Below are 26303 nucleotides of genomic sequence, written 5' to 3' on the forward strand. Positions count from 1 at the left end.
CCCCTTCCCTTTCCGCGCGCGAGCGCGCATCTAGCGGCGATGACCAAGCCCCCTGCCCTCCGCGCCCGATTCTGGGAGCGCGTGCCCCTCGACCGGATGACGCCCGCCGAATGGGAGGCGCTCTGCGACGGCTGCGGCAAGTGCTGCCTGAACAAGATCGAGTTCGAGGACACGGGCGAGGTGGCCTTCACCCGCATCGCCTGCCGGCTGCTCGACGGCGACACCTGCCGCTGCTCGAACTACGCGATCCGCCGGCAGTTCGTGCCGGATTGCGTGCAGCTCTCGCCCGCGACGCTGCCGAAGATCGCCTACTGGATGCCGCGCACCTGCGCCTACCGGCTCCTTCACGAGGGCAAGTCCCTGCCCGGCTGGCACCCTCTGCTGACCGGCGACCCCAACTCGGTGCATGACGCGGGCGCCTCAGTTCGGGGCTGGACGGTGCCCGAATTCGAGGTGGCCGAGGAGGACTGGGAAGACCACATCATCGAGGAAACCCCCTGATGTTCTTTGCCTCGGACAATGGCTCGGCCGTCGCCCCGGAGGTGCTGGCCGCGCTGGCGGCCGATCAGGGGCCGGCGATGCCCTACGGCGCGGACCCGGTGACGGCGGAGGTCACCGCCCTGATCCGCACCCTCTTCGAGGCGCCCGAGGCCGAGATCGCGCTGGTCACCAGCGGCACGGCCGCCAACGCGCTGGCACTCGCCACGCTGAGCCCGCCCTGGGGCGCGATCTTCTGCCGCGAGGAGGCCCATATCGAGGCGGACGAGTGCAACGCCGCCGAGTTCTTCTCGGGCGGCGCGAAGCTCGTCACCCTGCCGGGCGACCAGGGCAAGCTCGCCCCCGAGACACTGGCCGCCGCTCTGGCCCGTTTTGCGCCGGGCGATCTCCATGCGGCACGGCCCGCGGCGCTGTCGCTGACCAACGTGACCGAGCTTGGCACCCTGTATCGCCCGGCCCAGATCGCGGCCCTTACCGCCGTGGCCCGGACGAGGGGCCTCGGCTGCCACCTTGATGGCGCGCGCCTTGCCAATGCGCTGGTGGCGGCCGATGCCTCTCCGGCCGAGATGAGCTGGCGGGCGGGCATCGACATCCTGTCGCTGGGCGGCACCAAGAACGGGCTGATGGGGGTCGAGGCGGTGGTGGTCTTCGACCCCGCCCGGGCCGACGAACTGCGCATCCGGCGCAAGCGCGCCGGGCATCTGATGTCGAAGCACCGCTATCTCGCGCTGCAGATGCGGGCCTATCTGGCGGACGGGCTGTGGCTGCGGCTCGCCCGGCGCGCCAATGCGGCGGCGGCCCGGCTGGCCGAGGGGCTGGCGGCGCTGCCGGGCGTGCGTCTGGTGGCCCCGACCGAGGCGAACCTGATCTTCGCCGACCTGCCCCGGACCCTCGCCCACCGCGCCCGCGCCGCCGGTGCGGTCTTCTACGACATGGGCGGCAACGGGGACCGCGTGCGGGTGCGGCTCGTCTGCTCCTGGAACACGTCCGACGCCGAGGTCGATGCCTTCCTCGCGGCCCTCGCCTGAACCTGCCCCGGCGGCTTTCGTGCCGCGCGGACGGCATTTCGGGACGGCGCTTTCGGTGCGGTTTCCAAGCCCCCGGACCGATGCTAGAGGGGGGGGCACAGTCACGAATCCGCACTCCTGCGGCCTCCTCGAGGAATATCCGATGCCAGCCATGAACGAGCCGAAGCTGATCTCCGGCAATGCCAACCTGACGCTCGCGAAATCCATCGCGCGGCGGATGTCGGTTCATCGCGGCATGGCGGTCTCGCTGGTCGATGCGCGGGTCGAACGGTTCAACGATCAGGAAATCTTCGTCGAGGTCTACGAGAATGTCCGCGGCGAGGACATGTATGTGATCCAGCCGACCTCGAACCCGGCCAACGACAACCTGATGGAGCTGTTGATCATTGCCGACGCGCTGCGGCGCTCTTCGGCGGATCGGATCACGGCCGTGATCCCCTACTTCGGCTATGCCCGGCAGGACCGGCGCGCCAAGGCCCGGACGCCGATCTCGGCCAAGCTGGTGGCGAACCTGATCGTCGAGGCCGGGATCGACCGCGTGCTGACGCTGGACCTGCACGCGGCCCAGATCCAGGGCTTCTTCGACATTCCGGTGGACAACCTCTATTCCGCGCCGATCTTCGCGCTGGACATCGAGCACCACTTCAAGGGCCAGATGCAGGACCTGATGGTGGTGTCGCCCGACGTCGGCGGCGTGGCCCGTGCGCGTGAGATCGCCAAGCGGATCAATGCGCCCCTCGCCATCGTGGACAAGCGCCGTGAAAAGCCGGGCGAGATCGCCGAGATGACGGTGATCGGCAATGTGGCCGGCAAGAAATGCATCATCGTCGATGACATCTGCGACACGGCCGGCACGCTCTGCAAGGCGGCCGAGGTGCTGATCGAGAATGGCGCACTCGAGGTCCATTCCTACATCACCCACGGCGTCCTCTCCGGTCCTGCGGTCGAGCGCGTGACCAAGTCGGTCATGAAGAGCCTTGTCATCACCGACTCGATCGAACCTTCGGCCGCTGTTCGCGGTGCCCCGAACATCCGCATCGTGCCCACGGCCCCGATCTTCGCCCAGGCGATCCTGAACATCTGGAGCGGCACCTCGGTCTCGTCCCTGTTCGAGACCGAGACGCTCGTCCCCATCTACGAAGGCATGTATCAGCGCGGCTGATCCCTCCCGGGCGGCTTGCCCTTCTCGTCAAAAGGCTGCCGGAGGACCTCCTCCGGCGGCCTTTCCATTCCCACCGGGCAACTGTCGAAGGCGGCGCCTGGCGCAGCCAGACCTTCCCGGACCGCAACGAAAAAGGCCCCGGAAATCCGGGGCCTTATTCTTATCTCGAACAGGGTTCAGTGACCGGCCGAAGCCTTCAGCGCCAGCATGTCGTTCAGCGTGCGCTCGGCCATGTCCTTGTCCTCGGGCAGAGCGACCGAGACCAGTTCCCGCGCTTCGGCGATGAACTCGTCGAGCACGGTGCCGGTCAGTTCCTCGACCGCAACGGCCTTCTCGGCCAGGACCGAGATCGAGGTCGCGTTGATCTCGGCAAAGCCGCCGGTCACCGCATAGGACTGCACGCCCGAAGGACCCTGGGCCCGAAGGATGCCGGGGCGCAGGGTGGTGATGGTGGGGGCATGCCCCTCCATCGCCGTCATGTCGCCGTCGGTCCCCGGGACCTGCACCTCGGTCGCCGCGAAGGAGGCCAGCCTCCGTTCGGGCGACACGAGGTCGAATTGCAGCGTTCCCGCCATGTTGCCCCCTTACGCCGCCTGCGCCGCGAGACGCTGGGCCTTGGCGATCACATCCTCGATGTCGCCGACCATGTAGAAGGCGGCTTCCGGCAGATGGTCATATTCCCCGTTCACCACAGCCTGGAAGGAGGCGATGGTTTTCTCGAGCGGGACCTGAACCCCGTCCGAGCCAGTGAAGACCTTCGCCACGTCGAACGGCTGCGAGAGGAAACGCTGGATCTTCCGGGCGCGGGCCACGGTCAGCTTGTCCTCTTCCGACAGTTCGTCCATGCCGAGGATCGCGATGATGTCCTGCAGCGACTTGTAGCGCTGGAGGATCCCCTGCACGGCGCGGGCGACGTTGTAATGCTCTTCGCCCACGATCTGCGGGTCGAGGATCCGCGAGGTCGAGTCGAGCGGGTCCACGGCCGGGTAGATGCCGAGTTCCGAGATCGCACGCGACAGCACGGTCGTGGCGTCGAGGTGGGCGAACGAGGTCGCCGGCGCCGGGTCGGTGAGGTCGTCGGCGGGCACGTAGATCGCCTGCACCGAGGTGATCGAGCCGGCCTTGGTCGAGGTGATCCGCTCCTGCAGGGCGCCCATGTCGGTCGCGAGCGTCGGCTGGTAGCCCACGGCCGAGGGGATACGGCCGAGAAGCGCCGACACTTCCGAACCCGCCTGGGTGAAGCGGAAGATGTTGTCCACGAAGAACAGCACGTCCGTGCCGGACTGGTCGCGGAACTGCTCGGCCAGCGTCAGGCCGGTCAGCGCCACGCGGGCACGCGCCCCCGGAGGCTCGTTCATCTGGCCGTAGACCAGCGCCACCTTCGATTCCGCGAGATTGTCGATCTTGATAACCCCGGAGTCGATCATCTCGTGGTAGAGGTCGTTCCCTTCACGGGTCCGCTCGCCCACGCCGGCGAACACGGAGTAGCCCGAGTGCACCTTGGCGATGTTGTTGATCAGCTCCATGATCAGAACGGTCTTGCCCACGCCGGCGCCACCGAAGAGGCCGATCTTGCCGCCCTTCGAGTAGGGGGCCAGAAGGTCGATCACCTTGATGCCGGTGACGAGGATTTCCGAGGTGGTGGACTGTTCGGCGAAGGTCGGGGCCGGCTGGTGGATCGCGCGGGTCGAGGCCTGGCCGAGGTCGCCCTTCTCGTCGATCGGCTCGCCGATCACGTTCAGGATGCGGCCGAGGGTGGCGTCGCCCACCGGGACCGAGATCGGGCTGCCGGTGTCCGTCACCGGGGCGCCGCGCACGAGACCTTCGGTCGCGTCCATGGCGATGGTGCGGACGGTGTTCTCGCCGAGGTGCTGGGCCACTTCAAGGACCAGACGCTTGCCGTTGTTCTCGGTTTCGAGCGCGTTCAGGATGGGCGGCAGGCCACCATCGAACTGCACGTCCACGACGGCGCCGATGACCTGCGTCACCTTGCCTTGGGATGCTGTTGCCATGTCGTTTCTCCGTCGGATCAGAGCGCCTCGGCGCCCGAGATGATTTCAATGAGCTCTTTGGTGATCGCGGCCTGACGCGACCGGTTGTACTGGATGGTCAACCGGTTGATCATGTCGCCGGCGTTGCGGGTGGCGTTGTCCATGGCGGACATCCGGGCACCCTGCTCGGACGCTGCGTTCTCCAGCAGAGCCGTGAAGATTTGCGTGGCCACACCCCGCGGCAGGAGGTCGGCCAGAATGCCTTCCTCGGACGGCTCGTAGTCGTAGAGCGAGCTGACCTCGCCGTCGCCCTCGAACACGGCGGGGATCACCTGCTGCGCGGTCGGGATCTGGCTGATGACCGACTGGAAGCGGGCGAAGAAGATCGTCGCCACGTCGAACTCGCCCTTGTCGAAGCGGTCGAGCACGTCACGGGCGATGCCCTGCGCCACCGAATAACCCATGCGCTTGACCTCGGAAAGGTCCACATGGCCGATGACATGCTGGCCGAGGTCACGGCGAAGCTGCTCGCGCCCCTTCTTGCCGACGGTGAGGATCTTCACCGTCTTGCCCTCGGCAAGCAGCTTCGCCGCATGGGCCCGGGCAAGCCGGACGATCGACGAGTTGAAGCCGCCGCAGAGGCCGCGCTCGGCGGTCATCACCACCAGAAGCTGCACCTTGTCGCTGCCGGTCCCCGCAAGGAGACGCGGCGCGCTTTCCGAAGAGCCGACGGAGCCCGCGAGGCCCGTCATGACGGCGGTCATCCGCTCGGCAAAGGGACGGGCGGCCTCGGCAGCCTCCTGGGCGCGGCGGAGCTTGGCCGCCGCGACCATCTGCATGGCCTTGGTGATCTTCCGCGTGTTCTTGACGCTTCCGATCCTGTTCTTCAGGTCCTTGAGGCTGGGCATCCGTTATCTCCCCTGCCCCGCCCTCAGGCGAAGTCTTTGGCGTAGGCGTCGAGAGCGGCGCGGATCTTGTCTTCCAGCTCACCCTTGACCTTGCGGTCGTTGTTGGTGATGTCCGCCAGCAGATCGCGGGCGTTGGTGCGCAGGTGCTTGAGCAGGCCCTGCTCCCAGCGGCCGACGTCCTTGACCGGAACCTTGTCGAGGTAGCCCTTGGTGCCTGCGAAGATCACGCAGACGATCTCGGCGTTGGTCAGCGGCGCGTATTGCGGCTGCTTCATCAGCTCGGTCAGGCGCGCGCCGCGGTTCAGCAGCTGCTGGGTGGCGGCGTCGAGGTCCGAGCCGAACTGGGCGAAGGCCGCCATCTCGCGGTACTGCGCCAGTTCCAGCTTCACCGGGCCCGCGACCGATTTCATCGCGTCGGTCTGGGCCGAGGAGCCCACGCGCGACACCGAGAGACCCGTGTTCACGGCCGGGCGGATGCCCTGGTAGAACAGTTCGGTCTCGAGGAAGATCTGACCGTCGGTGATCGAGATCACGTTGGTCGGGATGAAGGCCGACACGTCGCCGCCCTGGGTCTCGATGATCGGCAGGGCGGTCAGCGAGCCCGCGCCGTGGTCCTTGTTCAGCTTGGCCGAACGCTCGAGCAGGCGCGAGTGGAGGTAGAACACGTCGCCCGGGTAGGCTTCACGCCCCGGCGGACGGCGGAGCAGCAGCGACATCTGGCGGTAGGCCACGGCCTGCTTCGAGAGGTCATCGTAGATGATCAGCGCGTGGCGGCCGTTGTCGCGGAAATATTCCGCCATCGCGGTCGCGGCGTAGGGCGCGAGGAACTGCATCGGCGCCGGGTCCGAGGCGGTCGCGGCCACGACGAGCGTGTAGGCGATGGCGCCGGTCTCTTCCAGCTTCTTCACCAGCTGCGCGACGGTGGAACGCTTCTGGCCGATGGCGACATAGATGCAGTAGAGCTTCTTGCTCTCGTCGTCGCCGGCGGCTTCGTTGTAGCTCTTCTGGTTCAGGATCGTGTCGAGCGCGATCGCGGTCTTGCCGGTCTGGCGGTCGCCGATGATCAGCTCGCGCTGACCGCGGCCGATCGGGATCATGGCGTCCACCGACTTGAGGCCGGTGGCCATCGGCTCGTGCACGCCCTTCCGCGGGATGATGCCGGGGGCCTTCACGTCGGCCACGCGACGCTCGGTCGCCGCGATCGGGCCCTTGCCGTCGATCGGGTTGCCAAGGCCATCGACCACGCGGCCGAGCAGCGCGTCGCCGGCCGGCACGTCCACGATGGACTTGGTGCGCTTGACGGTGTCGCCTTCCTTGATCGAGCGGTCGTCGCCGAAGATCACGACGCCGACGTTGTCAACCTCGAGGTTGAGCGCCATGCCGCGGATCCCGCCGGGGAATTCCACCATCTCGCCAGCCTGCACGTTGTCGAGGCCATGAACGCGGGCAATCCCGTCGCCCACCGAGAGAACGCGCCCCACTTCGGCGACTTCAGCCTGCTGGCCGAAGTTCTTGATCTGCTCCTTGAGGATCGCAGAGATCTCAGCAGCTTGGATACCCATTTATCCGACCTCTTTCATTGCATTCTGGAGAGCTGCGAGCCGCGCCTTGACCGAGGTGTCGATCATGGAGGAACCCAGCTTGACGACAAGACCGCCGATGAGGCTTTCATCGACGGTGGTTTTCAGTTTGACATCCTTGCCCGCGCGGGCCTTCAGCGTGGCGGCGAGACGCGCGGCCTGCTCGGGGCTGAGCGGCGCGGCGGCGGTCACCTCGGCGGTGATCTCGCCCTTTTCCGTCGCGATGCGGTTCTGCACGTCGGCCACCATCTGGGGCAGCACGAAGAGGCGGCGCTTGGAGCCCATCAGGGAGAGCGTGTTCGATGTCAGGGGCGAGAGACCCATCTTCGCGGCAACCGCGGCGATGGCCTTCTGCTGATCCTCGCGCGCATAGACCGGAGAGGTGGCGAGATCCCGCAGATCCGCACTCTCGGCCCAGGCGGCGCCGAGGGCGTCCATATCCTTCTCGAGTGCGGGCAGGGCACCTTCGTCCTTCGCCAGTTCGAAGACGGCGGCGGCGTAGCGCGCGGCGATGCCAGAGGAAATCGAAGCCGGTTCGGACACGTCAACCCTTTCGATATCTTGGCCCCGGCAGCGGGTCTTGCGTCCCGCAGGCCAGAGGCACTGTGTGGCGCGAAGGATCTTTCCCGCGCGTCTCAAGTTTCGCGGCGGGTGTAGCAGAGGACTTGCAGCCTCGCAACCACGAAGGTCAGCCCTTCGGCGACGGGGCGAAGCCTTTGTTTCCTTGGCGCTCCGTGCCCTCCTCCGCCTTTCGCACGATGCCTGCGGAAAGGGCTTTCAAGGTCGCTTTCTGTCATGCGACGAGATGACCGGCGCTGGTGCCGCTAACATCGGAATCGTGGTGCCGCTAACATCCGTCGCTGCAGGGGCCCGAGCGGCCCGAAGTGCGGCTTGCGGGCGCAGGCAGCGGCTGCGGAATGCCCTCGAGCGCGCGCAGCGGATTGGTGACGACGGACTTGAGCCCGGAGCGCGTCGGCGCATACATCTGCTTGGAGGCCTCGACGATCAGCACCCCGCCCACCAGCCAGGGCGCGAAGCGCCGCCCCCCCGCCTCCCAGAAGTCGGCGGTCTTGAGCCAGAACCGCTGATGAAGCGGCGGCGCGAACAGCGCGGCCAGCGTGCGTTCGGGGGTGAAGTCGTGGCGCTTGAGCTGCGTCTCGAGCTGATTGAACGAATAGGGCCGGCCGAAGCCGAAGGGCGTGCCGTCCCGCCGCGCCCAGAGCCCCGAGCGCGACGGCACGATGAAGAGCGCCTTTCCGCCGGGCCCCAGCACGCGCCAGGCCTCCGCCAGGACCTCGGACGGGTGCTCGGACGTTTCCAGCCCGTGTAGCATCACGAGCTTGTCCACCATCCCGGTCGAGAGCGGCCAGGAGCCTTCGTCGCAAAGCACCGAGACGTTGCCCATACCCACCGGCCAGGGCATCACGCCCTGGGGTCCGGGCATCAGGGCGATGACCCGCCGGGCCTGCTCGAGATAGGGCCGCAGCAGCGGCACCGAAAAGCCGAAGCCTGCCACCGTCTGGCCCTTGGCGTCGGGCCAGAGCTTCTGGACCTGATCCCGCACGGCGCGTTGCGCGACCCGTCCGAGTGGTGTCCTGTAGTAGAAGTTGTGCAGGTCGAGCACGTCGAGATGCATTGCAGGCAAGCCTTGTCCGGGCAGAGGTCCGGGCCACACTACTAAGGAAAGGGAGAAGAAACCATGCCGCTCGAACTGGTAACGGTGCCCTGTCTCAGCGACAATTACGCCTTCCTCGTCCATGATCCGGCGAGCGGAGAGACCGCCGTCGTGGACGTGCCCGAGGCCGAACCGGTGATGGCGGCCCTCGCGGAGCGGAACTGGCGCCTGACGCAGATCCTCCTCACCCACCACCACGGCGACCATGTGGCGGGCGTGGCGGCGCTGCGCGAGGCCACCGGCGCCCGGGTCGCGGGGGCGGCGGCCGACGCCCACCGCCTGCCGCCGCTCGACCTCGCGCTGGCCGAGGGCAACCGGGTGCGGATCGGCTCCGAGGAAGGCACGGTCATCGAGGTGCCCGGCCACACGGTCGGACATATCGCCTTTCACTTCGCGGACTCCGGCCTTGCCTTCACCGGGGACAGCCTGATGGCGATGGGCTGCGGGCGGCTCTTCGAGGGCACGCCCCCGATGATGTGGCAGAGCCTGCGCAAACTTTCGGCACTGCCCGCCGACACGCTGATCTGCTCGGGCCACGAATATACGCAGGCAAATGCCCGCTTTGCCTGCACCCTTGAACCCGAAAATCCTGTGCTTATCTTTCGGGTCGGATCCATCGCTGCGGCCCGCAAAGAGGGTCGTCCCACCGTTCCCTCACAACTTTCCGATGAAATCGCGACCAATCCCTTCCTTCGGGCGGGAGAAGCCGCCGTGAAGGCTGCCGTTGGCATGGCCGATGCAGAAGATGCCGAGGTTTTCGCCGAAATCCGAAGGCGGAAGGACAATTTCTGATGCGTGCGCGAAGGGGCGATCACTTTTTGCGAGGAGGCTGTCAGAAAGCAGAACTTGTCCGAAATAACACTTGAAGGGCGGCCAAGAAAACCGAACTTTAAACTTACGAGGCCAAGGTCCGAGGAGCTGATGCCCCTTCGACCCGCAGGACAGGAGCACCCGATCGTGCCATCTTTTTCGACCACTCTCGAGCAAGCCATCCACGGCGCTCTGGCGCTTGCGAATGCCCGCCGTCACGAACTCGCCACGCTCGAGCATCTGCTGCTCGCCCTGATCGACGAGCCCGACGCCTCGCGCGTGATGAAGGCCTGTTCGGTGGATCTCGATGAATTGCGCAAGACGCTCGTCGACTTCATCGACGACGACCTGTCCACCCTCGTCACTACCGTCGAAGGCTCCGAGGCGGTGCCGACGGCCGCCTTCCAGCGCGTGATCCAGCGCGCCGCCATCCATGTGCAGTCCTCCGGCCGGACCGAGGTGACGGGCGCCAACGTGCTCGTCGCCATCTTCGCGGAACGGGAGTCGAACGCCGCCTATTTCCTGCAGGAGCAGGACATGACCCGCTATGACGCGGTCAACTTCATCGCGCATGGCGTGGCGAAGGACCCGTCCTATGGCGAGCCCCGCCCCGTCACCGGCGCGGAGGAGCATCATGAGACCCCGAAGGCTGAAGCTGGCGAAGCGAAGGAGTCTGCGTTGTCCAAATATTGCGTCGACCTGAACGTGAAGGCCCGCAAGGGCGACGTGGACCCGCTGATCGGCCGCGAGCATGAGGTGGAACGCTGCATCCAGGTGCTCTGCCGCCGTCGCAAGAACAACCCGCTCCTGGTGGGCGATCCGGGCGTGGGCAAGACCGCCATCGCCGAAGGGCTCGCGCGCAAGATCGTCAACGGCGAGACGCCCGACATCCTCGCCCGCGCCACGATCTTCTCGCTCGACATGGGCGCGCTGCTGGCCGGCACCCGCTACCGCGGCGATTTCGAGGAACGTCTGAAGGCCGTGGTCAAGGAGATGGAGGAGCATCCCGACGCCATACTCTTCATCGACGAGATCCATACCGTAATTGGCGCCGGCGCCACCTCGGGCGGGGCGATGGATGCCTCGAACCTGCTGAAGCCCGCGCTGCAGGGCGGCAAGCTGCGCTGCATGGGCTCGACCACCTACAAGGAATATCGCCAGCATTTCGAGAAGGACCGCGCCCTGTCGCGGCGCTTCCAGAAGATCGACGTGAACGAGCCCTCGGTCGAGGATACGGTGAAGATCCTGATGGGTCTGAAACCCTATTTCGAGGAGCATCACGACCTGCGCTACACGCAGGATGCGATCCGCTCGGCGGTGGAACTGTCGGCGCGCTACATCCATGACCGCAAGCTGCCCGACAAGGCGATCGACGTGATCGACGAGGCGGGGGCGGCCCAGCATCTGCTGGCCGACAGCAAGCGCCGCAAGACCATCGGCCCGCGCGAGATCGAGGCCGTGGTGGCCAAGATCGCCCGCATTCCCCCGAAGAGCGTCTCGAAGGACGATGCCGAGGTGCTGCGCGATCTGGAAAAGACCCTCAAGCGCGTGGTCTTCGGGCAGGACAAGGCGATCGAGGCTTTGTCCTCGGCGATCAAGCTGGCGCGGGCGGGTCTGCGCGAGCCCGAGAAGCCGATCGGCAACTATCTCTTCGCCGGCCCCACCGGCGTCGGCAAGACCGAAGTGGCCAAGCAGCTGGCCTCGATCCTCGGCGTGGAACTGCTGCGCTTCGACATGTCGGAATATATGGAGAAGCACGCGGTCTCGCGCCTGATCGGCGCGCCTCCGGGCTATGTCGGGTTCGATCAGGGCGGGATGCTGACCGACGGTGTGGACCAGCATCCGCATTGCGTGCTGCTGCTCGACGAGATCGAGAAGGCCCACCCGGATGTCTACAACATCCTCCTGCAGGTGATGGACCACGGCAAGCTCACCGACCACAACGGCCGGTCGGTGGACTTCCGCAACGTGATCCTGATCATGACCTCGAACGCGGGCGCATCGGAGCTGGCGAAATCGGCCATCGGCTTCGGCCGTGACCGGCGCGAGGGCGAGGATACGGCCGCGATCGAGCGGACCTTCACGCCCGAGTTCCGCAACCGCCTCGACGCGGTGATCTCCTTCGCGCCGCTGGGCAAGGAGGTGATCCTCCAGGTGGTCGAGAAGTTCGTCCTCCAGCTCGAGGCGCAGCTGATGGACCGCGGCGTTCATATCGAGCTGTCGCCCGAGGCCGCCGCCTGGCTGGGCGACAAGGGCTACGACGACAAGATGGGCGCGCGACCGCTGGGCCGCGTGATCCAGGAAAACATCAAGAAACCGCTGGCCGAGGAGCTGCTGTTCGGCCGGCTGGTGAAGGGCGGGCTGGTCAAGGTGGGTGTCAAGGACGGCACGATCGATCTCAGGATCGAAGAGCCGAAACCGCGCCTGACGGGCTCCAAGCCGCCGCTGCTTACGGCGGACTGACCGACGGTCTCTCCGGGCCGAAGACGGGTGCGAAGGGCGGGGGAAACCCCGCCCTTCTGCATGATCCGGCCTCGCTCCCGTCCGTTGGGGCGCGGGAGCGGGGCGGCCTAACGCTCGGTCAGCTTGAGTTCGATGCGGCGGTTCTGCGCACGGGCGTCGGGGCTGCTGCCCTCCACCACGGGGCGATACTCGCCAAAGCCCGTCGCCGCCAGCCGCGAGGGCGGAAAGCCCAGCGTCTGCTGCATGTAGCGCACGACCGAGAGGGCGCGGGCCGAGCTCAGCTCCCAGTTGTCCCGGAACGCGCCAAAGCCCGACAGCGGCACATCGTCGGTGTGCCCGTCCACACGGATGATCCAGTCGATCCCGTCCGGGATCTGCTCGCGGATTTCACTCAGCGTCCGCGTCACGCCCGAGATCTGCGCCCGGCCCTCGGGGGCAAGCTGGGCCGATCCCGGCTCGAACAGCACTTCCGAGGAAAAGACGAAGCGGTCGCCCACGATCCGAACCCCCTCGCGGCCGGCCAGAACCTGCCGCAACTGGCCGAAGAACTCGGACCGGAACCGTTCCAGATCCTTGTTCTGCGCCTCGAGCCGGAGGCGTTCCGCCTCCTCAAGCTCGGCGCGGCGTTTCTGCTCGGCCGCCACCTGCGCCAGCGCCGAGTTGAGCTGGGTCCCGAGGCTCTGCAGCTGGACCATGTTCTCCTCGTCGCGTTCCTGCGCCGCGTCGAGCAGCCCCTGCAACGAGCCGAGCTGCGCCCGCAGGGCGGCGACCTGCTCGTTCAGCAGCGCCACGCGCCGGGCGGCCTCGGCCCCCTCCCCCTCCCGCGAGGCGAGAAGCTCGCGCGCGGCGGCCAGCGCGGCCGCCCGTTCTTCCGCCTCGGTCGCCGCCCGGGCGGCGTCGGTGCGCGCAGCCGCCAGCAGCGTCAGGGTCTCTTCGGCCCGTTTGCGCTGCTCTTCCAGCGCCAGCGTCATGGCGGTCAGCTCGGTCTCGGACGCCCTCAGCCGCGCCCGCAGGGCTTCGGCCGCGGCCGCATCGACCAGCCGGGCAGCCTCTTCGTCCGACAGCTTCTTCTCGCTTTCCGCGACCTGTCCGCGCAGATCCGCCACCAGCGCATCCAGGGCCTCGCGCCGGGCGGCGGCAAGACGCGCCGCCTCGGCCTGCGCATCGATCTCGCTGCGCGCCCGGGCCAGTGCAAGCTGCGCCGCCTCCTGCTCCGAGATGAGGGCGGCCCGCGCCGCCTCGAGCTCCTCGACCGAGGCCGACAGCCGCTCCGCCTCGCCCCTCGCCCGATCGCGCTCGGACAGGAGCGTCGCCACCTGCTCTTCGAACGAGGCGATGCGGCCCTGGGCGGCCGACAGCTCACCCTCGCGGGCGGACAGGGTGGCGGTCAGCGTGGCGATGGTGGCAGCCTGCCGCTCACCCTCGGCGCGGGCCGCATCGACGGCCGCGGTCAGATCCGACGTCTTCTGACGCTCGAGCCCCAGCGCGTCGGCGAGATCGGCCAGCTGGCCGGTCAGACTGTCAAGCTCGGTGTCCTGCGTGCTGATCGTCTCGCGCAGGACCGACTGGATCACCATGAAGATGGTCAGCACGAACATCAGCACCAGAAGCAGGGCCGTCATGGCATCGACGAAGCCGGGCCAGATGTTGGTCTCGCGCCGCCCGTTTCGCCGCACCAGCGCCATCGCCTAGCCCCGCGCCGCCGCCGAGCGCGACAGCTGTCGCACGGCGCCGGTCAGCGCGGCGAGGTCGCTGCGCAGGTCCGAGGTGCTTTCCTGGCGGCCGGCCGCAATCTCCTCGAGGATGCGCAGAAGCTGGACGTCGATCGACCGCAGCCGCATGCGCGCCTCGGCATCCGCGAAGGCCGAAGCCTCCGCGCCCGCGAGGGCTGTCACCAGCCGCTCCTGCCCTGCGGCCACCCGCTCGAGAAGCTCGGCCTGACCGCTCGACTGGGCCTCGATCCGCTCGGCCAGCATCTGGACCGCGCCGGCGAGATCGGCCATCCGCGCATCGACGAGGCTCCGGCTCACGTCTGCCTGGGCATAAAGCTCCTGCATCCGGTCCATCTGCTGCATCATCTGCTCGAGCACGCCCGCGACCAGCGAGGCGTCCGCCCCGTCGCCCTCGACACCCGCGGGCGTGAGGCGCGTGAAGGACGAGAGCCATTCCTCGAGCTGACGATAGAAGCGGTTCTGCCCGTGGCTGGCAAAGAGTTCGAGCAAGCCCACCACAAGCGAGCCCGCAAGCCCCAGCAGCGAGGAGGAAAAGGCCGTGCCCATGCCGCCCAGCTGGCTCTCGAATCCTTCCATGAGTTCGCCGAACAGCTCGACGCCGCTCTGGCCTTCCTGCGGGGACAGCGCGCGGATGGTCTGAACGAGGGCCGGCACGGTGGTTGCAAGCCCGTAGAAGGTGCCCAACAGACCGAGGAAGATCAGCAGGCTGGCCAGATAGTGGGTAATGTCGCGCGCCTCGTCGAGCCGCGTGCCGACGGAGTCGAGGATCGAGCGCGAGGAGGTCGAGGAGATCTGCATCCGCTTGCCGCGCGAGCGCAGAAGGGAGGCGAGCGGGGCAAGCAGGCGGGGCGCGCGCACGTATTCGAACCCCGGCCGATCCCGGACGAAATTCTCGATCCAGCTCACGGACTGGACGAGCTGCGCCATCTGCAGGAAGCAGGTGGAGAGCCCCAGAAGGAAGACAAAGAAGATCAGGGCGTTGAGATAGGGGTTCGAGAGGAACACCCGTTCGAGCGTGGTGAAGGCCACGAAGGCGCCGATGGCGACCAGCGCGACGACGACGAGCATCATCACGATCTGCCGGACCGGCTGGGTGAAGTGTGGCTCGGCCTCGACGGCGGTTCTCGGCATTGCGGGTTAGGCCCCTTTCTTCTGCCTGTGCACAATAGGCGCGGCACCACCGGCTGCCAACGGGGGAAAGTGTCAGGACGCCGGTTCGTTGCCCAATGCACGCACCCGTGTTGCAAGCCAGCACAGGTCGGGGTCGTCGATGCCCAGTTCCTGCAGATGCGCCACGGTGTTCAGCAGGTAGTCCCGGTTCGGTCCCCGCTCGCCCACGGCGCGCGCGATCATCCGGGCCTGTGCCTCGAGGTCGAGACGGCCACAATATTGCTCGTGCGCGGGATCGATCACATAGACGAGCGCCTCGACCGTCTCGCCCGTCGTCAGCTCCACCGGCAGCCACTGCTCGAGATAGGCGTGGCTGATGAGTTCACGCTCGCGCAGGGCAGCGAGGGTTTCGGCCTCTGTGCCCGCCGCGGCCCGGAACGCCACGCCCGCGCACCCCTCTCCGGGCGCCGCATCGAGGGCCAGCACCAGCCCCGGCACCGAGAGGGTGCCGCGGTAGTGGATCGAGGTCATGCAGAAGCTGCGGCGCCACCCGTCGAGCCGCGCGGTCACGCTCTGCTCGACCGGAAAGCCGGGGTTCCAGATCAGCGATCCGTAGCCAAAGACCCAGAGCGGCCGGGGCATCGCTCAGCGGCAGTAGGGCGTGCGGCGCGCGACCGTGTCGAAATGCAGGTGATCCTCGTGGAATCCGTCCGAGCCGGGGCCGAGGGTGGTGCCGAAGATCCCGCAGGCCGCCTTGTGCGAGGCGCGGATCATCTTCTCGCGTCCCCAGTCGCGGGCAATGGTGACAGACTTGCCGTTGGCGAGCGTGAAGCCCGAGATATCCACCGCCTTGCCGCGGCCATGTTCGCTGATCGGGTTGCCGCGCTGGTTGTTGCGGCTGCGGCAGGTGTAGGCGCCAGCGATCTCCAGCCTCACGACGTCGGAGGGCACGTTCGGACGCAGGCCCCGGTTGATCCAGGTCTTGAGCGCGCGGGCGGTGCCGCAATCCATGGTCGAGGCCATGCTCAGCGCCACCCCGTCGATCGAGGTCACCTGCACCGGCTCGGCGATGCCGCAGCCGCGGATCCTTCCGACGATGGGGGCGAGGGTGGCGCCCCGGATCGTCGGGTCGCCGCAGACCGAGCCCTTGCGGCTCTGGATCATCGCGCCGCCCGGCACGGTGCGGACGGCGGCGGCGCGGGTCACGGTCTCGGGCGGGCGGGCCTTCGGGCGGAAGAACGTCTCGAGAAGCCCCGCGCGCCGCGGCTCTGCCCGTGCGGGCGCGACAAGGCTCATGGCCGGACCACGCGGCAGGGCCTCGGCCGCCGCGACCTTCAGGGCCGGACGGGCCCGCGGGCGCAGCATCTGCTCGGGCGCGGCGGCGACCGGAACCGGCGCTGCGGCGACAGCCGGGCGCGCCGAAGGACGCGGAGACACCGAAGGGGCATCTGCGAGCGCGGTTCCTGCCATGAATCCCGTGACGAGAACCATCACCCCGAATGCCCGCATCGTCCCTAGCCCTTCCCTGTCCCGTTGGTGGCCTCGGCCGCGCGGCCGAAGTCCGGTGCTGCCGTGTCCTGACCCGCCTCGATGATCCCCCGGCGGATGGCGCGCGTGCGCGTGAAATATTCGAAAAGATGATCCCCATCACCCAATCGAATGGCTCTCTGCAGCGCGAAAAGTTCTTCGGTGAAACGGCCGAGAATGTCCAGCGTCGCCTCCTTGTTTGTCAAGAAGACATCCCTCCACATCGTGGGGTCCGAGGCGGCGATGCGCGTAAAGTCGCGGAAACCCGCCGCCGAGTAGCGGATTATTTCCGATTGGGTGACCCGGCGGAGGTGATCGGCCACGCCCACCATCGTGTAGGCGATCAGGTGGGGCGTGTGGCTCGTGACGGCCAGCACCAGATCATGGTGCGCCGCGTCCATCTCCTCGACATTGGCACCCATCCCCTCGCACAGCGCGCGAAGCCGCGCGACCGCGGCCGGATCGGCGCCTTCGGGCGGCGTCAGCAGCCACCAGCGGTTGCGAAAGAGCGTGGCAAAGCCCGATCGCGGGCCGGAATGTTCGGTGCCGGCGAGCGGGTGGCCGGGGATGAAATGCACCCCCGCGGGGATGTGCGGGGCGACCGCCGTGATGACGGCCTGCTTGACCGACCCTACATCCGTGACCGTGGCGCCCGGCTTCAGATGCGGCGCGATCTCGGCGGCGATGGCGCCCATCGCTCCGACCGGCACGGCGAGCACGATCAGGTCGGCCCCCTCCACCGCGTCGGCCGCCGTCTCGCACACCCGGTCGCAGAGGCCGATCTCGAGCGCGGTCGCCCGCGTCTCGGCGCTGCGGGCGTGGCCCACGATCTCCCGGCACAGGCCCGCCTCGCGCATCGCGTGCGCCATCGACGAGGCGATGAGCCCCAGCCCGATCAGCGCCACGCGGTCATGCAGCGCCATCAGCGCATCCTCTTGAACTGGGCGATGGCGTGGGCCACCCGGCGGCACGAGGCCTCGTCGCCGATCGTGATCCGCAGGCAGTGCGGCAGCTTGTATCCCGCCACCCGCCGCACGATCAGCCCCTGGCTCTGCAGGTAGAGGTCGCAGGCCTCGGCCTCTTCGCTGTCCGAGAAGCGCGCGAGGATGAAGTTCGCCATGGACGTGTCCGAGGGAACGCCGATCTCGGCCAGCGCCTCGGCCAGCCAGACGCGCCAGCGGGCGTTGTCGGCGCGGCAGCGGGCCACGTGGTCCTGATCGCGCACCGCCGCCTCGGCCGTCTCGAGCTGCGTGGTCGAGAGGTTGAACGGCCCCCGGATCCGGTTCAGCACGTCGATGATCGCCTTCGGCCCATAGCCCCAGCCGATCCGCAGCCCGCCAAGCCCGTAGATCTTCGAGAAGGTCCGCGTCATGACGACATTCGTCCGCTTCTCGACCAGGGCGAGGCCCGCGTCATAGCCCGGCACATATTCGGCATAGGCACCGTCGAGCACGAGGATCGCCTGCGGCGGCAGCCCCTCGGCCAGCCGCGCCAGATCGGCCTGCCCGATCATCGTGCCGGTGGGGTTGTTCGGGTTGGCCAGGAACACGAGCCGCGTGTGGGGCGTGCAGGCGGCGAGGATCGCATCCACGTCCGTCGTGCGCTCGCGCTCGGGCACCTCGACCGGGTTCGCGCCCACCGCAAGGGCCGAGATCCGGTACATCAGGAAGCCGTGCTCGGTGAAGATCACGTCGGTGTGCGGCCCGGCGTAGGCCTGGCACAGGAAGGTGATGATCTCGTCCGAGCCGACGCCGCAGATCACCCGCGCCGGATCGAGCCCGTGCACCTCGGCAATGGCCTGGCGCAGGCCCGCGTGATCGGTCGAGGGGTAGCGATGCAGCGTATGCACCGAGCGCAGGAAGGCTTCCTTCGCCTTGGGCGAGGGTCCGAAGGGATTCTCGTTCGACGAGAGTTTCAGCGCGTTCTGGATGCCTGCCACATGGCTCTTGCCGCCCTCGTACAGGGCAATGTCGAGAATTCCGGGCTGGGGGCGTATCGCGTCGCTCATGGGTCACCTTCCTCTGGCCAGCGGGTTCTAGCCGGGGCGAGGTCATGAGACCAGTGCGAACTGATCAGGAACAGAAGGCGCTGGGGCGATGCGACCCGCAGGCCACAAGACCTAGCCACCTGCCCTGCATGTTGCGGAAGAAAAAGGCCGCTCCGCAAGCGGAACGGCCGGAAGGTCCCTGGACGCGGGCGCCGGGTGACGCCGCGGGTCTCAGGATCAGTTCTTCGCGTAGAATTCGACCACGAGGTTCGGTTCCATCACCACCGGGTAGGGCACGTCGCCCAGCGACGGGGTGCGGACGAAGGTCGCCGTCATCTTCGAGTAATCGACCTCGATGTAATCCGGCACGTCACGCTCGGAGAGCTGGGTGGCCTCGAGAACGATCGCGAGCTGGCGCGACCGCTCGCGCACCTGGATCACGTCGCCTTCCTTGCAGCGGTAGGAACCGATGTTCACGCGCTGGCCGTTCACGGTCACATGGCCGTGGTTCACGAACTGGCGCGCGGCAAAGATGGTCGGCACGAACTTGGCGCGATAGACGATGGCGTCGAGCCGACGCTCGAGCAGGCCGACCAGCATCTCGCCGGTGTCGCCCTTGACGCGCTCGGCTTCCGCATAGATCTTGCGGAACTGCTTTTCGGTCAGGTCGCCGTAGTAGCCCTTGAGCTTCTGCTTGGCGCGCAGCTGCGTGCCGAAGTCCGACAGCTTGTTCTTGCGGCGCTGGCCGTGCTGGCCGGGGCCGTATTCGCGCTTGTTCACCGGGGACTTCGGACGGCCCCAGATGTTTTCGCCCATGCGGCGGTCGATCTTGTATTTGGCAGAGGTGCGTTTGGTCACCGCTGATCTCCTTCGAGCGTGAAGGGCGTTGTCCTTTCCCGGATCCCCGGGCGACAGGTCATCCCCTTGCGGGGGCCACCAACACCAATGAAAACCCCGGGCCGAATACCCGGGGATGCGCGCTTATACAGGCCCCGGATGGAGAGTCAACGCCCCCGAACCAGGCGCAAGCACACACCGCAGACCGTTACGGTCAGCGCCACTCCACCTCGCCGAGGAAGATGTAGCCCGCGCCATAGATCGTCTTGATCAGGGTCGGGTTGCGCGGGTCCTCACCCAGCTTCGTGCGCAGGCGCGAGATGCGCACATCCATCGCCCGGTCGAAGCTCTCTCCGGCCGCGCCGCCGAGGCTCTCCTGCATCTGCGCGCGCGAGATCAGCCGGCGCGGACTTTCGAGGAACAGCCGCAGCACCTCGCCCTCGGCATGGCTGAAGGCCACCTCGGTCCCGTCATCCGCCACAAGGAGATAGCGGCCGAAATGGGCGGTCCAGCCCGAAAACCGCGCGGTCTGGGTGGCGGGGGCGCTTTCGGCCCGGCCCTTGCGCAGCCGCGCCCGGACCCGCGCCACCACCTCGGCCGGATCGAAGGGCTTGATGATGTAGTCGTCCGCCCCGAGTTCGAGCCCCGTCACCCGGTCCTGCACCTGCGCCCGGCCCGACACGATGATGATGGCAGCCCCGGATTCGAGCGCCAGCCGGTGAACGACGGCCAGCCCGTCACGGTCGGGAAGCCCGAGATCCACAAGGCACACGTCCGGCGTCCGCCGCTTCAGCGCCGCCTCGAACTCGGTCGCGCGGCCGAAGGCGGTGGTCTGGAAACCGGCCTCTTCCAGCGCGAGCGCCAGCATCCGGCGGATCTCGGGCTCGTCGTCGAGGATGGCGACATGGGGCACGCGGCTCATGCAAAGGCTCCGAGACAGGCGGCAAGTTGCGTGGCGTCGAAAGGCTTGGCGAGGACAGGCGCCAGCGCCTCGGCGCGCTGGCGGCGGGCGTCGCCCGCGGGCAGCGAGGTCATCAGGACCAGCCGCGCGGGAGGGGTCCGCGCGGCCAGCTCTGCGGCGAGGTCGAGACCGGACCGCTGGCCGGGCAGGTTCACGTCCGACAGGACAAGCCCCACCCCCGGCAGGTCGATCAGCGTCAGCGCCTCATCGGCCGAGGCCGCCTCGATCACGCTGTGACCGGCGGCCCGAAGCATCCCGCGCACCGCCTCGCGGATGTCGGGATCGTCCTCGACCAGCACCACCAGCATCGGCGCGGCGGGCTCGTCCGCGCGCCGGAGTGGCAGGCGGAGCTGCACCGCCGCACCGCCGCCCGGGCGGTTGCCGATCCGCACCGTGCCGCCCGCCAGCTTGATCTGGTCATAGACCATCGACAGGCCGAGGCCCGACCCGACGCCCCCCTTCGTGGTGAAGAACGGGTCGAGCGCATGTTCCAGCGCCGCTTCGGAAAAGCCCGGCCCGTCATCCTCGACGAGGATCTCGATCCAGGTATCGCGCACCGCCCGCGCCGTCAGGCGGATCGTGCCCCCCCGCCCTCCGATCGCGTCCCGCGCGTTCAGGATCAGGTTCAGCGCCGCATCCTGCAGCGCCCCCGCATCGAGCATGACCGGCGGGATCGGCTCCGGCATGACGATCTCGAGCGCCACCCCGTCGGGCAGGGTCGGGCCCGCCATCAGCCTCAGGTCCGACAGGAACCGCGCGAGCACCGTGGCGACGGGGTTGAGGGCGCGCTTGCCCGAGATCGAGGCGATCTGGTCGAGAAGCCCCCCGCCCCGCCGGGCCGCGGCGACGGTGGCCGCGACCAGTTGCCGGCCCTCTTCGGACAGGTCCATGCGCTCGAGCCGGCCCTGCAACCCGAGGATCACGGTCAGGAGGTTCGCGAAATCATGCGCGAGCCCGCTGGTCAGTTGCGCCGTCAGTTCGCGCTTGCGGGTCTGGATCAGCGCCTCGCGGGCCTGCGTCTCGGCGGTCACGTCCATCGACAGGATATAGACGCCGTTGATCGGCCCCTCGCCGATCCGGTCCGGCGTGAAGGCCGAGCGGATGCGGGTGCCGCTGTCCTCGGCGGTAAATTCCAGCACCGACGGCTCGCCCTCCAGCGCGCGCAGCAGGCAGGGGCGGATCCGGGCGAAGACCTCGTCGCCCAGGGCCTCGCGTCCCGTCAAGCCGAGGATGTCGGACGGGCGCCCCGGAATCACCTGCGACAGCCGGCGATTGGAATAGGTGTACCGCAGGTCGCGGCCGACATGGGCGATGTGGGCCGGCATCATCTCGGTAGTCAGCCGGGTGCGCGCCTCCATCTCGGTCAGCTCGCGCTGCGCCTCTTCCAGCGCCGCGTTGGTGGCCGCCAGCGCCCGGTTCGCCTGCGCCAACCGCTCGGCATTGGCCAGAACCTCGCCCGACAGCACCTCGGAGCGTGCCCGAAGCAGGCTTTCCTGCAGCTTGATCTCGGTGATGTCGGTATAGACGGTAACCCATCCGCCCTGCGGCAGGGGCGCCCCCTCGACCGAGATCCAGCGGCCCGAGGGGCGTTCGCGTTCCATGTAATGCGGCTGGAAGGTGCGCGCCGCGGCGACCCTGATCTGAACGGCCCTTTCGGGATCGTCCACCGGGCCGTATTCCCCCCGCTCGACAAGATAGCGGATCGTTTCGGTGAAGTCGGCGCCCGAGGTCGCCAGCCGCTCGGGCAGGTCGAACATCTCGCGAAAGCGGCGATTCCAGACGGCGAGCTTCAGGTCGCTGTCATAGATCGACAGCGCCTGCTGAATCAGGTTCAGCCCGGCCCGCGTCAGGGCCTCGAGCGCCTCCTCTCTCTCCGGCATCGCATGTCCTCCCCGAAGATTGGCTAGCATTGCACGGGCGCTCCACGGAAGAGGGTTCCGGCCGTCAGGGCGCCGCGTCACGGCGCGCGGGACGAGCGGACAGGCGCCGCCGGCGGCCTGTTACAATTCGCAAGGATTGCGAAAAAGTCGCGCAACCATTGCGGGCGAGGCTCCGATTGCGAGGGAAAGGGTCATGAAGAACCATCCCTCGGCCCGGCCCGCCCCGGAGGAGGAGGCAGGCCGCATCAGGGAGGAGAGGAATGGCCGAAACGGGGGATCTCGTCTCGATTCCGGCGCTGTTGGCGTGCAATGCAAGCCAGTTTGCCAACCAGCCCGCCTATCGCGAGAAGGAATTCGGCATCTGGCAGGTCTGGACCTGGGCCGAGGCCGCCGACGAGGTCCGCGCGATCGCTCTGGGCTTCATGGCGCTGGGTCTGAAGCGCGGCGATTTCGTCGCCGTGGTGGGGCGCAACCGCCCCGCGCTCTACTGGTCGATGGTGGCGGCGCAGATGTGCGGCGCGGTGCCGGTGCCGCTCTATCAGGACGCGGCGGCCGACGAGATGGCCTATGTGCTGGATCATTGCGGCGCCACCTTCGTCGTCTGCGGCGACCAGGAGCAGGTGGACAAGGTCATCGAGGTGCAGGACCGCATCCACCACATCGAGCAGGTGGTCTATGTCGACAAGCGCGGCATGCGGAAATACGACCATTCCCGCATGAACTGGCTGGCCGACGTGGTGGCCGAGGGCCGCGCCGCGCACTGGCGCTTCGACGAGGAACTGAACCACCGGATCGCGGAACTCGACTACGACTCGACCTGCGTGATGCTCTATACCTCGGGGACGACCGGCAAGCCGAAGGGCGTGGTCCTGTCGAACCGCAACATCATCGAGACCTCGAAGAACTCGGCCGAGTTCGACCGGCTGCGCCCCGGCGACGAGATCCTCGCCTATCTGCCCATGGCCTGGGTGGGCGATTTCATCTTCTCGGTCGGCCAGGCGATGTGGACGGGCTTCTGCGTGAACTGCCCCGAAAGCGCCACCACCATGATGAACGACCTGCGCGAGATCGGGCCGACCTACTTCTTCGCGCCGCCCCGCGTGTTCGAGGGCCAGCTGACCAACGTCATGATCCGCATGGAAGATGCCGGCCGGATCAAGAAGGCGCTGTTTCACCATTACATGAACGTGGCCCGCCGCGTCGGCCCCGACATCCTCGACGGCAAGCCCGTGGGGCTCGCCGACCGGCTGGCCTACTTCATCGGCGACAAGCTGGTCTATGGCCCGCTGAAGAACACGCTGGGGTTCAGCCGCGTGCGCGTGGGCTACACGGCCGGCGAGGCGATCGGGCCCGAGATCTTCGACTTCTACCGCTCGCTCGGCATCAATCTGAAACAGCTCTACGGCCAGACCGAGGCCTCGGTCTTCATCACCCAGCAGCCCGACGGGCAGGTGCGCTCGGACACCGTGGGCGTGCCCTCGCCGGGCGTCGAGGTCCGCATCGCCGAGAATGGCGAGGTCTTCTACCGCTCGCCCGGCACCTTCGTCTCCTACTACAAGAACCCCGAAAGCACCGCCTCGACCAAGGACGCCGAGGGCTGGGTCGCCACCGGCGACGCGGGCTTCTTCGAGGAGGCGACGGGCCACCTGCGCATCATCGACCGCGCCAAGGACGTGGGCAAGATGGCCGACGGGCGCCTCTTCGCGCCGAAATATGTCGAGAACAAGCTCAAGTTCTTCCCCTCAATCCTCGAGGCGGTGGTGTTCGGCAACGGCAGGCCGATGTGCACGGCCTTCATCAACATCGACCTGAACGCGGTCGGCAACTGGGCCGAGCGCAACAACATCGCCTATTCCTCCTACCAGGAGCTGGCAGCGAACCCGGCCGTCTATGACATGATCCGCGGTCATGTCGAGGAGGTGAACGCCTCGGTCGCCTCCGACCCGATGCTGTCGGGCTGCCAGATCCACCGCTTCCTGATCCTGCACAAGGAACTCGACGCCGACGACGGCGAGATGACCCGCACCCGCAAGGTGCGCCGCAAGATCATCGAGGAGAAGTATCACGACCTGATCGCCGCGCTCTATGACGGGCGCACCAGCATCTACACCGAGACGGAAGTCACCTACGAGGACGGCCGCAAGGGCGCGATCCGCGCCACGCTGAGGATCGAGGAGGCCGCGACCCACCCCGGCCCCGCGCAGAGGATGGCAGCGGAATGAACGCGATGGACATTGAGGCGGCCCCGGCCGCAGCCGAGGCTCCCCGCATCGGCGGGGTGCTGATGGAGATGAGGAACATCACCCTGCGCTTCGGCGGCGTGAAGGCGATCACCGACATCAGCTTCGACATCCGCGAGGGCGAGATCCGCGCCATCATCGGCCCGAACGGCGCGGGCAAATCCTCGATGCTGAACGTGATCTCGGGCTTCTACGTCCCGCAGGAGGGCGAGGTCTGGTTCAAGGGCAAGCGCCGCCCGCAGATGAAGCCCTACGAGGTCGCCCAGCAGGGCATCGCCCGCACCTTCCAGAACATCGCCCTGTTCGAGGGGATGAGCGTTCTCGACAACATCATGACGGGCCGCCTCACGCTGATGAAGACGGGCCTCTGGAGCCAGGCGCTCTGGTGGGGCCGCGCGCAGGCCGAAGAGGTCGAGCACCGAGCCAAGGTCGAGAAGATCATCGACTTCCTCGAGATCCAGCACATCCGCAAGACGCCGGTGGGCCGCCTGCCCTACGGCCTGAAGAAGCGGGTGGAACTGGCCCGCGCGCTGGCGACCGAGCCGAAGCTCTTGCTTCTGGACGAGCCGATGGCCGGCATGAATGTCGAGGAGAAGGAGGACATGTGCCGCTTCATCCTCGATACCAACGACGAGTTCGGCACCACCATCTGCCTGATCGAGCATGACATGGGCGTGGTGATGGACCTCAGCGACCGGGTCGTGGTGATGGACTACGGCAAGAAGATCGGCGACGGCACCCCCGACGAGGTGCGCAGTAACCAGGCCGTGATCGAGGCCTATCTGGGGGTGCAGCATGACTGACCGCCTGCCGCCCGACACGCTGATCGCCGTCCCGAGACCGCGCCTTCTGGCCGAGGACGCCCCGCCCCCCATACCCGGCCCTCGCGGCCCCAGCACTCGCCCCGAGGAGGTCCGCCCCGATGCTGCCTGACCAGCTTCTCTTCGCGATGGAGGTCACGCTGAACGGCCTGATGGCGGGCGTGATGTATGCGCTCGTGGCGCTCGGCTTCGTGCTGATCTTCAAGGCCTCGGGCATCTTCAACTATGCACAGGGGGTGCTGGCTCTCTTTGCCGCGCTGACGCTGGTAGGCCTCCAGAACGGGCAGATCCCCTTTGCCCATCTCATCAACGCGACCTTCGGCACCAAGCTGCACCATTTCGGCTGGACGCTGCCGAGCGTCGTGGCGATCGCGCTGACCGCACTGGTGATGGTGGGGCTCGCCTTCCTGATCGAGCGGCTGGTGCTGAAGCATCTGGTCAACCAGGAGCCGATCATTCTCTTCATGGCCACCATCGGGCTGGCCTACTTCCTGGAAGGCCTGGGCGACGTCATGTGGGGCGCTGACATCAAGAAGCTGGACGTGGGCCTGCCGCAGGGCATCTCGGAAAGCATCGAAAGCGTCACCGACGCCTGGTTCGGCTATGGCTTCTTCATCGACAAGCTCGATGTGGTGGCCGCCCTCGTCGCGGCGGCGCTGGTCGCGGCGCTGACGCTCTTCTCGCAGTACACCAAATATGGCCGGGCGCTGCGCGCGGTGGCCGACGACCACCAGGCGGCCCTGTCGGTCGGCATCTCGCTGCGCTTCGTCTGGGTGCTGGTCTGGTCGATCGCGGGCTTTGTCGCGCTGATCGCGGGCATCATGTGGGGGGCGAAGTCCGGCGTGCAGTTCTCGCTGAGCCTGATCGCGCTGAAGGCGCTGCCGGTGCTGATGCTGGGCGGCTTCACCTCGATCCCGGGCGCCATCGTCGGCGGGCTGATCATCGGCATGGGCGAGAAGCTGTTCGAGTTCTTTGCGGGCCCGCTGATCGGCGGCGCGACCGAGAACTGGTTCGCCTACGTCCTCGCACTCCTGTTCCTCGTCTTCCGGCCACAGGGCCTGTTCGGCGAACGCATCATCGAGAGGGTCTGAT

23 protein-coding genes are annotated in these 26303 nt (G+C 67.6%); 8 read left to right on the forward strand and 15 right to left on the reverse strand.

The genetic code is table 11. The features are described 5' to 3' along the window. The first annotated feature begins 39 nt into the window (after nucleotides 1-39). The 3 genes from FG154_RS01690 to FG154_RS01700 all read left to right on the forward strand — a co-directional run bounded on the left by FG154_RS01690 (nucleotide 40) and on the right by FG154_RS01700 (nucleotide 2688). Entirely contained in the window at nucleotides 40-501 is a 462-nt protein-coding gene (locus FG154_RS01690) for a YcgN family cysteine cluster protein (RefSeq protein WP_145103760.1), read from the forward strand. Next, the gene (locus tag FG154_RS01695) at nucleotides 501-1526 is read left to right on the forward strand and encodes a threonine aldolase family protein (protein WP_145103762.1); all 1026 of its coding nucleotides are present in this window, start codon (nucleotides 501-503) and stop codon (nucleotides 1524-1526) included. The genes FG154_RS01690 and FG154_RS01695 overlap by 1 nt, the downstream gene beginning before the upstream one ends. A gap of 142 nt (nucleotides 1527-1668) precedes the next feature. Beyond that, nucleotides 1669-2688, forward strand: a complete 1020-nt coding sequence (locus FG154_RS01700) for a ribose-phosphate pyrophosphokinase (protein ID WP_145103763.1) — start codon at nucleotides 1669-1671, stop codon at nucleotides 2686-2688. 176 nt (nucleotides 2689-2864) lie between these two features. Here FG154_RS01700 and FG154_RS01705 read toward each other — a convergent pair whose 3' ends face one another. The 6 genes from FG154_RS01705 to FG154_RS01730 all read right to left on the reverse strand — a co-directional run bounded on the left by FG154_RS01705 (nucleotide 2865) and on the right by FG154_RS01730 (nucleotide 8803). Beyond that, complete coding sequence (locus FG154_RS01705; protein ID WP_145103765.1) at nucleotides 2865-3263, reverse strand: F0F1 ATP synthase subunit epsilon; 399 nt, start codon at nucleotides 3261-3263, stop codon at nucleotides 2865-2867. 9 nt (nucleotides 3264-3272) lie between these two features. After that, a complete protein-coding gene (gene atpD, locus FG154_RS01710) occupies nucleotides 3273-4700 on the reverse strand; it encodes a F0F1 ATP synthase subunit beta (protein WP_145103768.1) in 1428 nt (475 codons plus the stop codon). Between the two features lie 17 nt (nucleotides 4701-4717). Continuing rightward, nucleotides 4718-5587 carry a F0F1 ATP synthase subunit gamma gene (locus FG154_RS01715; RefSeq protein ID WP_145103770.1) on the reverse strand — a complete coding sequence of 290 codons (870 nt, stop codon included), beginning with the start codon at nucleotides 5585-5587 and terminating at the stop codon, nucleotides 4718-4720. Between the two features lie 23 nt (nucleotides 5588-5610). Beyond that, nucleotides 5611-7149 carry a F0F1 ATP synthase subunit alpha gene (gene atpA, locus FG154_RS01720; RefSeq protein WP_145103772.1) on the reverse strand — a complete coding sequence of 513 codons (1539 nt, stop codon included), beginning with the start codon at nucleotides 7147-7149 and terminating at the stop codon, nucleotides 5611-5613. Next, nucleotides 7150-7710 (reverse strand): F0F1 ATP synthase subunit delta, encoded by a 561-nt coding sequence (locus FG154_RS01725; protein ID WP_145103774.1) that lies wholly within the window; start codon nucleotides 7708-7710, stop codon nucleotides 7150-7152. A gap of 304 nt (nucleotides 7711-8014) precedes the next feature. Continuing rightward, nucleotides 8015-8803 (reverse strand): class I SAM-dependent methyltransferase, encoded by a 789-nt coding sequence (locus FG154_RS01730; RefSeq protein WP_145103776.1) that lies wholly within the window; start codon nucleotides 8801-8803, stop codon nucleotides 8015-8017. Nucleotides 8804-8866: 63 nt separating this feature from the next. Between FG154_RS01730 and gloB the strand changes: the two genes are divergently transcribed. Further along, a complete protein-coding gene (gene gloB, locus FG154_RS01735) occupies nucleotides 8867-9634 on the forward strand; it encodes a hydroxyacylglutathione hydrolase (protein ID WP_145103778.1) in 768 nt (255 codons plus the stop codon). A 165-nt stretch (nucleotides 9635-9799) separates the two neighbouring features. Then, on the forward strand, nucleotides 9800-12115 hold the full coding sequence (gene clpA / locus FG154_RS01740; RefSeq protein WP_145103779.1) for an ATP-dependent Clp protease ATP-binding subunit ClpA: 2316 nt from the start codon (nucleotides 9800-9802) through the stop codon (nucleotides 12113-12115). Nucleotides 12116-12222: 107 nt separating this feature from the next. Here the strand turns inward: clpA and FG154_RS01745 are convergent, their stop codons facing one another. The 9 genes from FG154_RS01745 to FG154_RS01785 all read right to left on the reverse strand — a co-directional run bounded on the left by FG154_RS01745 (nucleotide 12223) and on the right by FG154_RS01785 (nucleotide 22150). After that, entirely contained in the window at nucleotides 12223-13800 is a 1578-nt protein-coding gene (locus FG154_RS01745) for a peptidoglycan -binding protein (protein ID WP_145103781.1), read from the reverse strand. Nucleotides 13801-13803: 3 nt separating this feature from the next. After that, complete coding sequence (locus tag FG154_RS01750) at nucleotides 13804-14979, reverse strand: biopolymer transporter ExbB (RefSeq protein WP_145103783.1); 1176 nt, start codon at nucleotides 14977-14979, stop codon at nucleotides 13804-13806. Between the two features lie 72 nt (nucleotides 14980-15051). Then, nucleotides 15052-15600, reverse strand: a complete 549-nt coding sequence (locus tag FG154_RS01755) for a gamma-glutamylcyclotransferase (protein ID WP_145103785.1) — start codon at nucleotides 15598-15600, stop codon at nucleotides 15052-15054. A gap of 3 nt (nucleotides 15601-15603) precedes the next feature. Next, a complete protein-coding gene (locus FG154_RS01760) occupies nucleotides 15604-16467 on the reverse strand; it encodes an extensin-like domain-containing protein (RefSeq protein ID WP_145103787.1) in 864 nt (287 codons plus the stop codon). Between the two features lie 5 nt (nucleotides 16468-16472). Beyond that, complete coding sequence (locus tag FG154_RS01765; protein WP_145103789.1) at nucleotides 16473-17408, reverse strand: prephenate/arogenate dehydrogenase family protein; 936 nt, start codon at nucleotides 17406-17408, stop codon at nucleotides 16473-16475. Then, complete coding sequence (hisC, locus tag FG154_RS01770; protein WP_011909174.1) at nucleotides 17408-18493, reverse strand: histidinol-phosphate transaminase; 1086 nt, start codon at nucleotides 18491-18493, stop codon at nucleotides 17408-17410. Before hisC ends, FG154_RS01765 begins: the two co-directional genes overlap by 1 nt. 216 nt (nucleotides 18494-18709) lie before the next feature. Continuing rightward, entirely contained in the window at nucleotides 18710-19330 is a 621-nt protein-coding gene (gene rpsD / locus FG154_RS01775) for a 30S ribosomal protein S4 (protein ID WP_145103791.1), read from the reverse strand. Between the two features lie 193 nt (nucleotides 19331-19523). Beyond that, complete coding sequence (locus tag FG154_RS01780) at nucleotides 19524-20231, reverse strand: response regulator transcription factor (RefSeq protein ID WP_011909176.1); 708 nt, start codon at nucleotides 20229-20231, stop codon at nucleotides 19524-19526. Further along, nucleotides 20228-22150: a PAS-domain containing protein gene (locus tag FG154_RS01785; RefSeq protein ID WP_145103793.1), complete on the reverse strand. Its 1923-nt coding sequence runs from the start codon at nucleotides 22148-22150 to the stop codon at nucleotides 20228-20230. The genes FG154_RS01780 and FG154_RS01785 overlap by 4 nt, the downstream gene beginning before the upstream one ends. Nucleotides 22151-22410: 260 nt before the next feature. Here FG154_RS01785 and FG154_RS01790 point away from each other — a divergent pair, with 260 nt between their 5' ends. The 3 genes from FG154_RS01790 (at nucleotide 22411) to FG154_RS01800 (ending at nucleotide 26302) form a co-directional block, all read left to right on the forward strand. Then, nucleotides 22411-24372, forward strand: a complete 1962-nt coding sequence (locus FG154_RS01790) for a long-chain fatty acid--CoA ligase (protein WP_145103796.1) — start codon at nucleotides 22411-22413, stop codon at nucleotides 24370-24372. After that, the gene (locus FG154_RS01795) at nucleotides 24369-25193 is read left to right on the forward strand and encodes an ABC transporter ATP-binding protein (protein WP_145103797.1); all 825 of its coding nucleotides are present in this window, start codon (nucleotides 24369-24371) and stop codon (nucleotides 25191-25193) included. Before FG154_RS01790 ends, FG154_RS01795 begins: the two co-directional genes overlap by 4 nt. A 119-nt stretch (nucleotides 25194-25312) precedes the next feature. After that, entirely contained in the window at nucleotides 25313-26302 is a 990-nt protein-coding gene (locus tag FG154_RS01800; RefSeq protein WP_145103799.1) for a branched-chain amino acid ABC transporter permease, read from the forward strand. Nucleotide 26303 lies beyond the last annotated feature (1 nt).

The sequence above is a fragment of the Cereibacter sediminicola genome (assembly GCF_007668225.1).
Classification (GTDB): Bacteria; Pseudomonadota; Alphaproteobacteria; order Rhodobacterales; family Rhodobacteraceae; genus Cereibacter_A; species Cereibacter_A azotoformans.

Excerpts from the sequence above, each read along its gene's own strand:
- FG154_RS01750 (WP_145103783.1), bottom strand. The coding sequence starts at position 14,979 with ATGCCGAGAACCGCCGTCGAGGCCGAGCCACACTTCACCCAGCCGGTC.
- atpD (WP_145103768.1), bottom strand. The coding sequence starts at position 4,700 with ATGGCAACAGCATCCCAAGGCAAGGTGACGCAGGTCATCGGCGCCGTC.
- FG154_RS01765 (WP_145103789.1), bottom strand. The coding sequence starts at position 17,408 with ATGGCGCTGCATGACCGCGTGGCGCTGATCGGGCTGGGGCTCATCGCC.
- FG154_RS01745 (WP_145103781.1), bottom strand. The coding sequence starts at position 13,800 with ATGGCGCTGGTGCGGCGAAACGGGCGGCGCGAGACCAACATCTGGCCC.
- FG154_RS01705 (WP_145103765.1), bottom strand. The coding sequence starts at position 3,263 with ATGGCGGGAACGCTGCAATTCGACCTCGTGTCGCCCGAACGGAGGCTG.
- FG154_RS01790 (WP_145103796.1), top strand. The coding sequence starts at position 22,411 with ATGGCCGAAACGGGGGATCTCGTCTCGATTCCGGCGCTGTTGGCGTGC.
- FG154_RS01700 (WP_145103763.1), top strand. The coding sequence starts at position 1,669 with ATGCCAGCCATGAACGAGCCGAAGCTGATCTCCGGCAATGCCAACCTG.
- FG154_RS01715 (WP_145103770.1), bottom strand. The coding sequence starts at position 5,587 with ATGCCCAGCCTCAAGGACCTGAAGAACAGGATCGGAAGCGTCAAGAAC.
- FG154_RS01730 (WP_145103776.1), bottom strand. The coding sequence starts at position 8,803 with ATGCATCTCGACGTGCTCGACCTGCACAACTTCTACTACAGGACACCA.
- FG154_RS01780 (WP_011909176.1), bottom strand. The coding sequence starts at position 20,231 with ATGAGCCGCGTGCCCCATGTCGCCATCCTCGACGACGAGCCCGAGATC.
- FG154_RS01760 (WP_145103787.1), bottom strand. The coding sequence starts at position 16,467 with ATGCGGGCATTCGGGGTGATGGTTCTCGTCACGGGATTCATGGCAGGA.
- hisC (WP_011909174.1), bottom strand. The coding sequence starts at position 18,493 with ATGAGCGACGCGATACGCCCCCAGCCCGGAATTCTCGACATTGCCCTG.
- atpA (WP_145103772.1), bottom strand. The coding sequence starts at position 7,149 with ATGGGTATCCAAGCTGCTGAGATCTCTGCGATCCTCAAGGAGCAGATC.
- FG154_RS01690 (WP_145103760.1), top strand. The coding sequence starts at position 40 with ATGACCAAGCCCCCTGCCCTCCGCGCCCGATTCTGGGAGCGCGTGCCC.
- FG154_RS01755 (WP_145103785.1), bottom strand. The coding sequence starts at position 15,600 with ATGCCCCGGCCGCTCTGGGTCTTTGGCTACGGATCGCTGATCTGGAAC.
- FG154_RS01695 (WP_145103762.1), top strand. The coding sequence starts at position 501 with ATGTTCTTTGCCTCGGACAATGGCTCGGCCGTCGCCCCGGAGGTGCTG.
- FG154_RS01795 (WP_145103797.1), top strand. The coding sequence starts at position 24,369 with ATGAACGCGATGGACATTGAGGCGGCCCCGGCCGCAGCCGAGGCTCCC.
- FG154_RS01785 (WP_145103793.1), bottom strand. The coding sequence starts at position 22,150 with ATGCCGGAGAGAGAGGAGGCGCTCGAGGCCCTGACGCGGGCCGGGCTG.
- gloB (WP_145103778.1), top strand. The coding sequence starts at position 8,867 with ATGCCGCTCGAACTGGTAACGGTGCCCTGTCTCAGCGACAATTACGCC.
- FG154_RS01800 (WP_145103799.1), top strand. The coding sequence starts at position 25,313 with ATGCTGCCTGACCAGCTTCTCTTCGCGATGGAGGTCACGCTGAACGGC.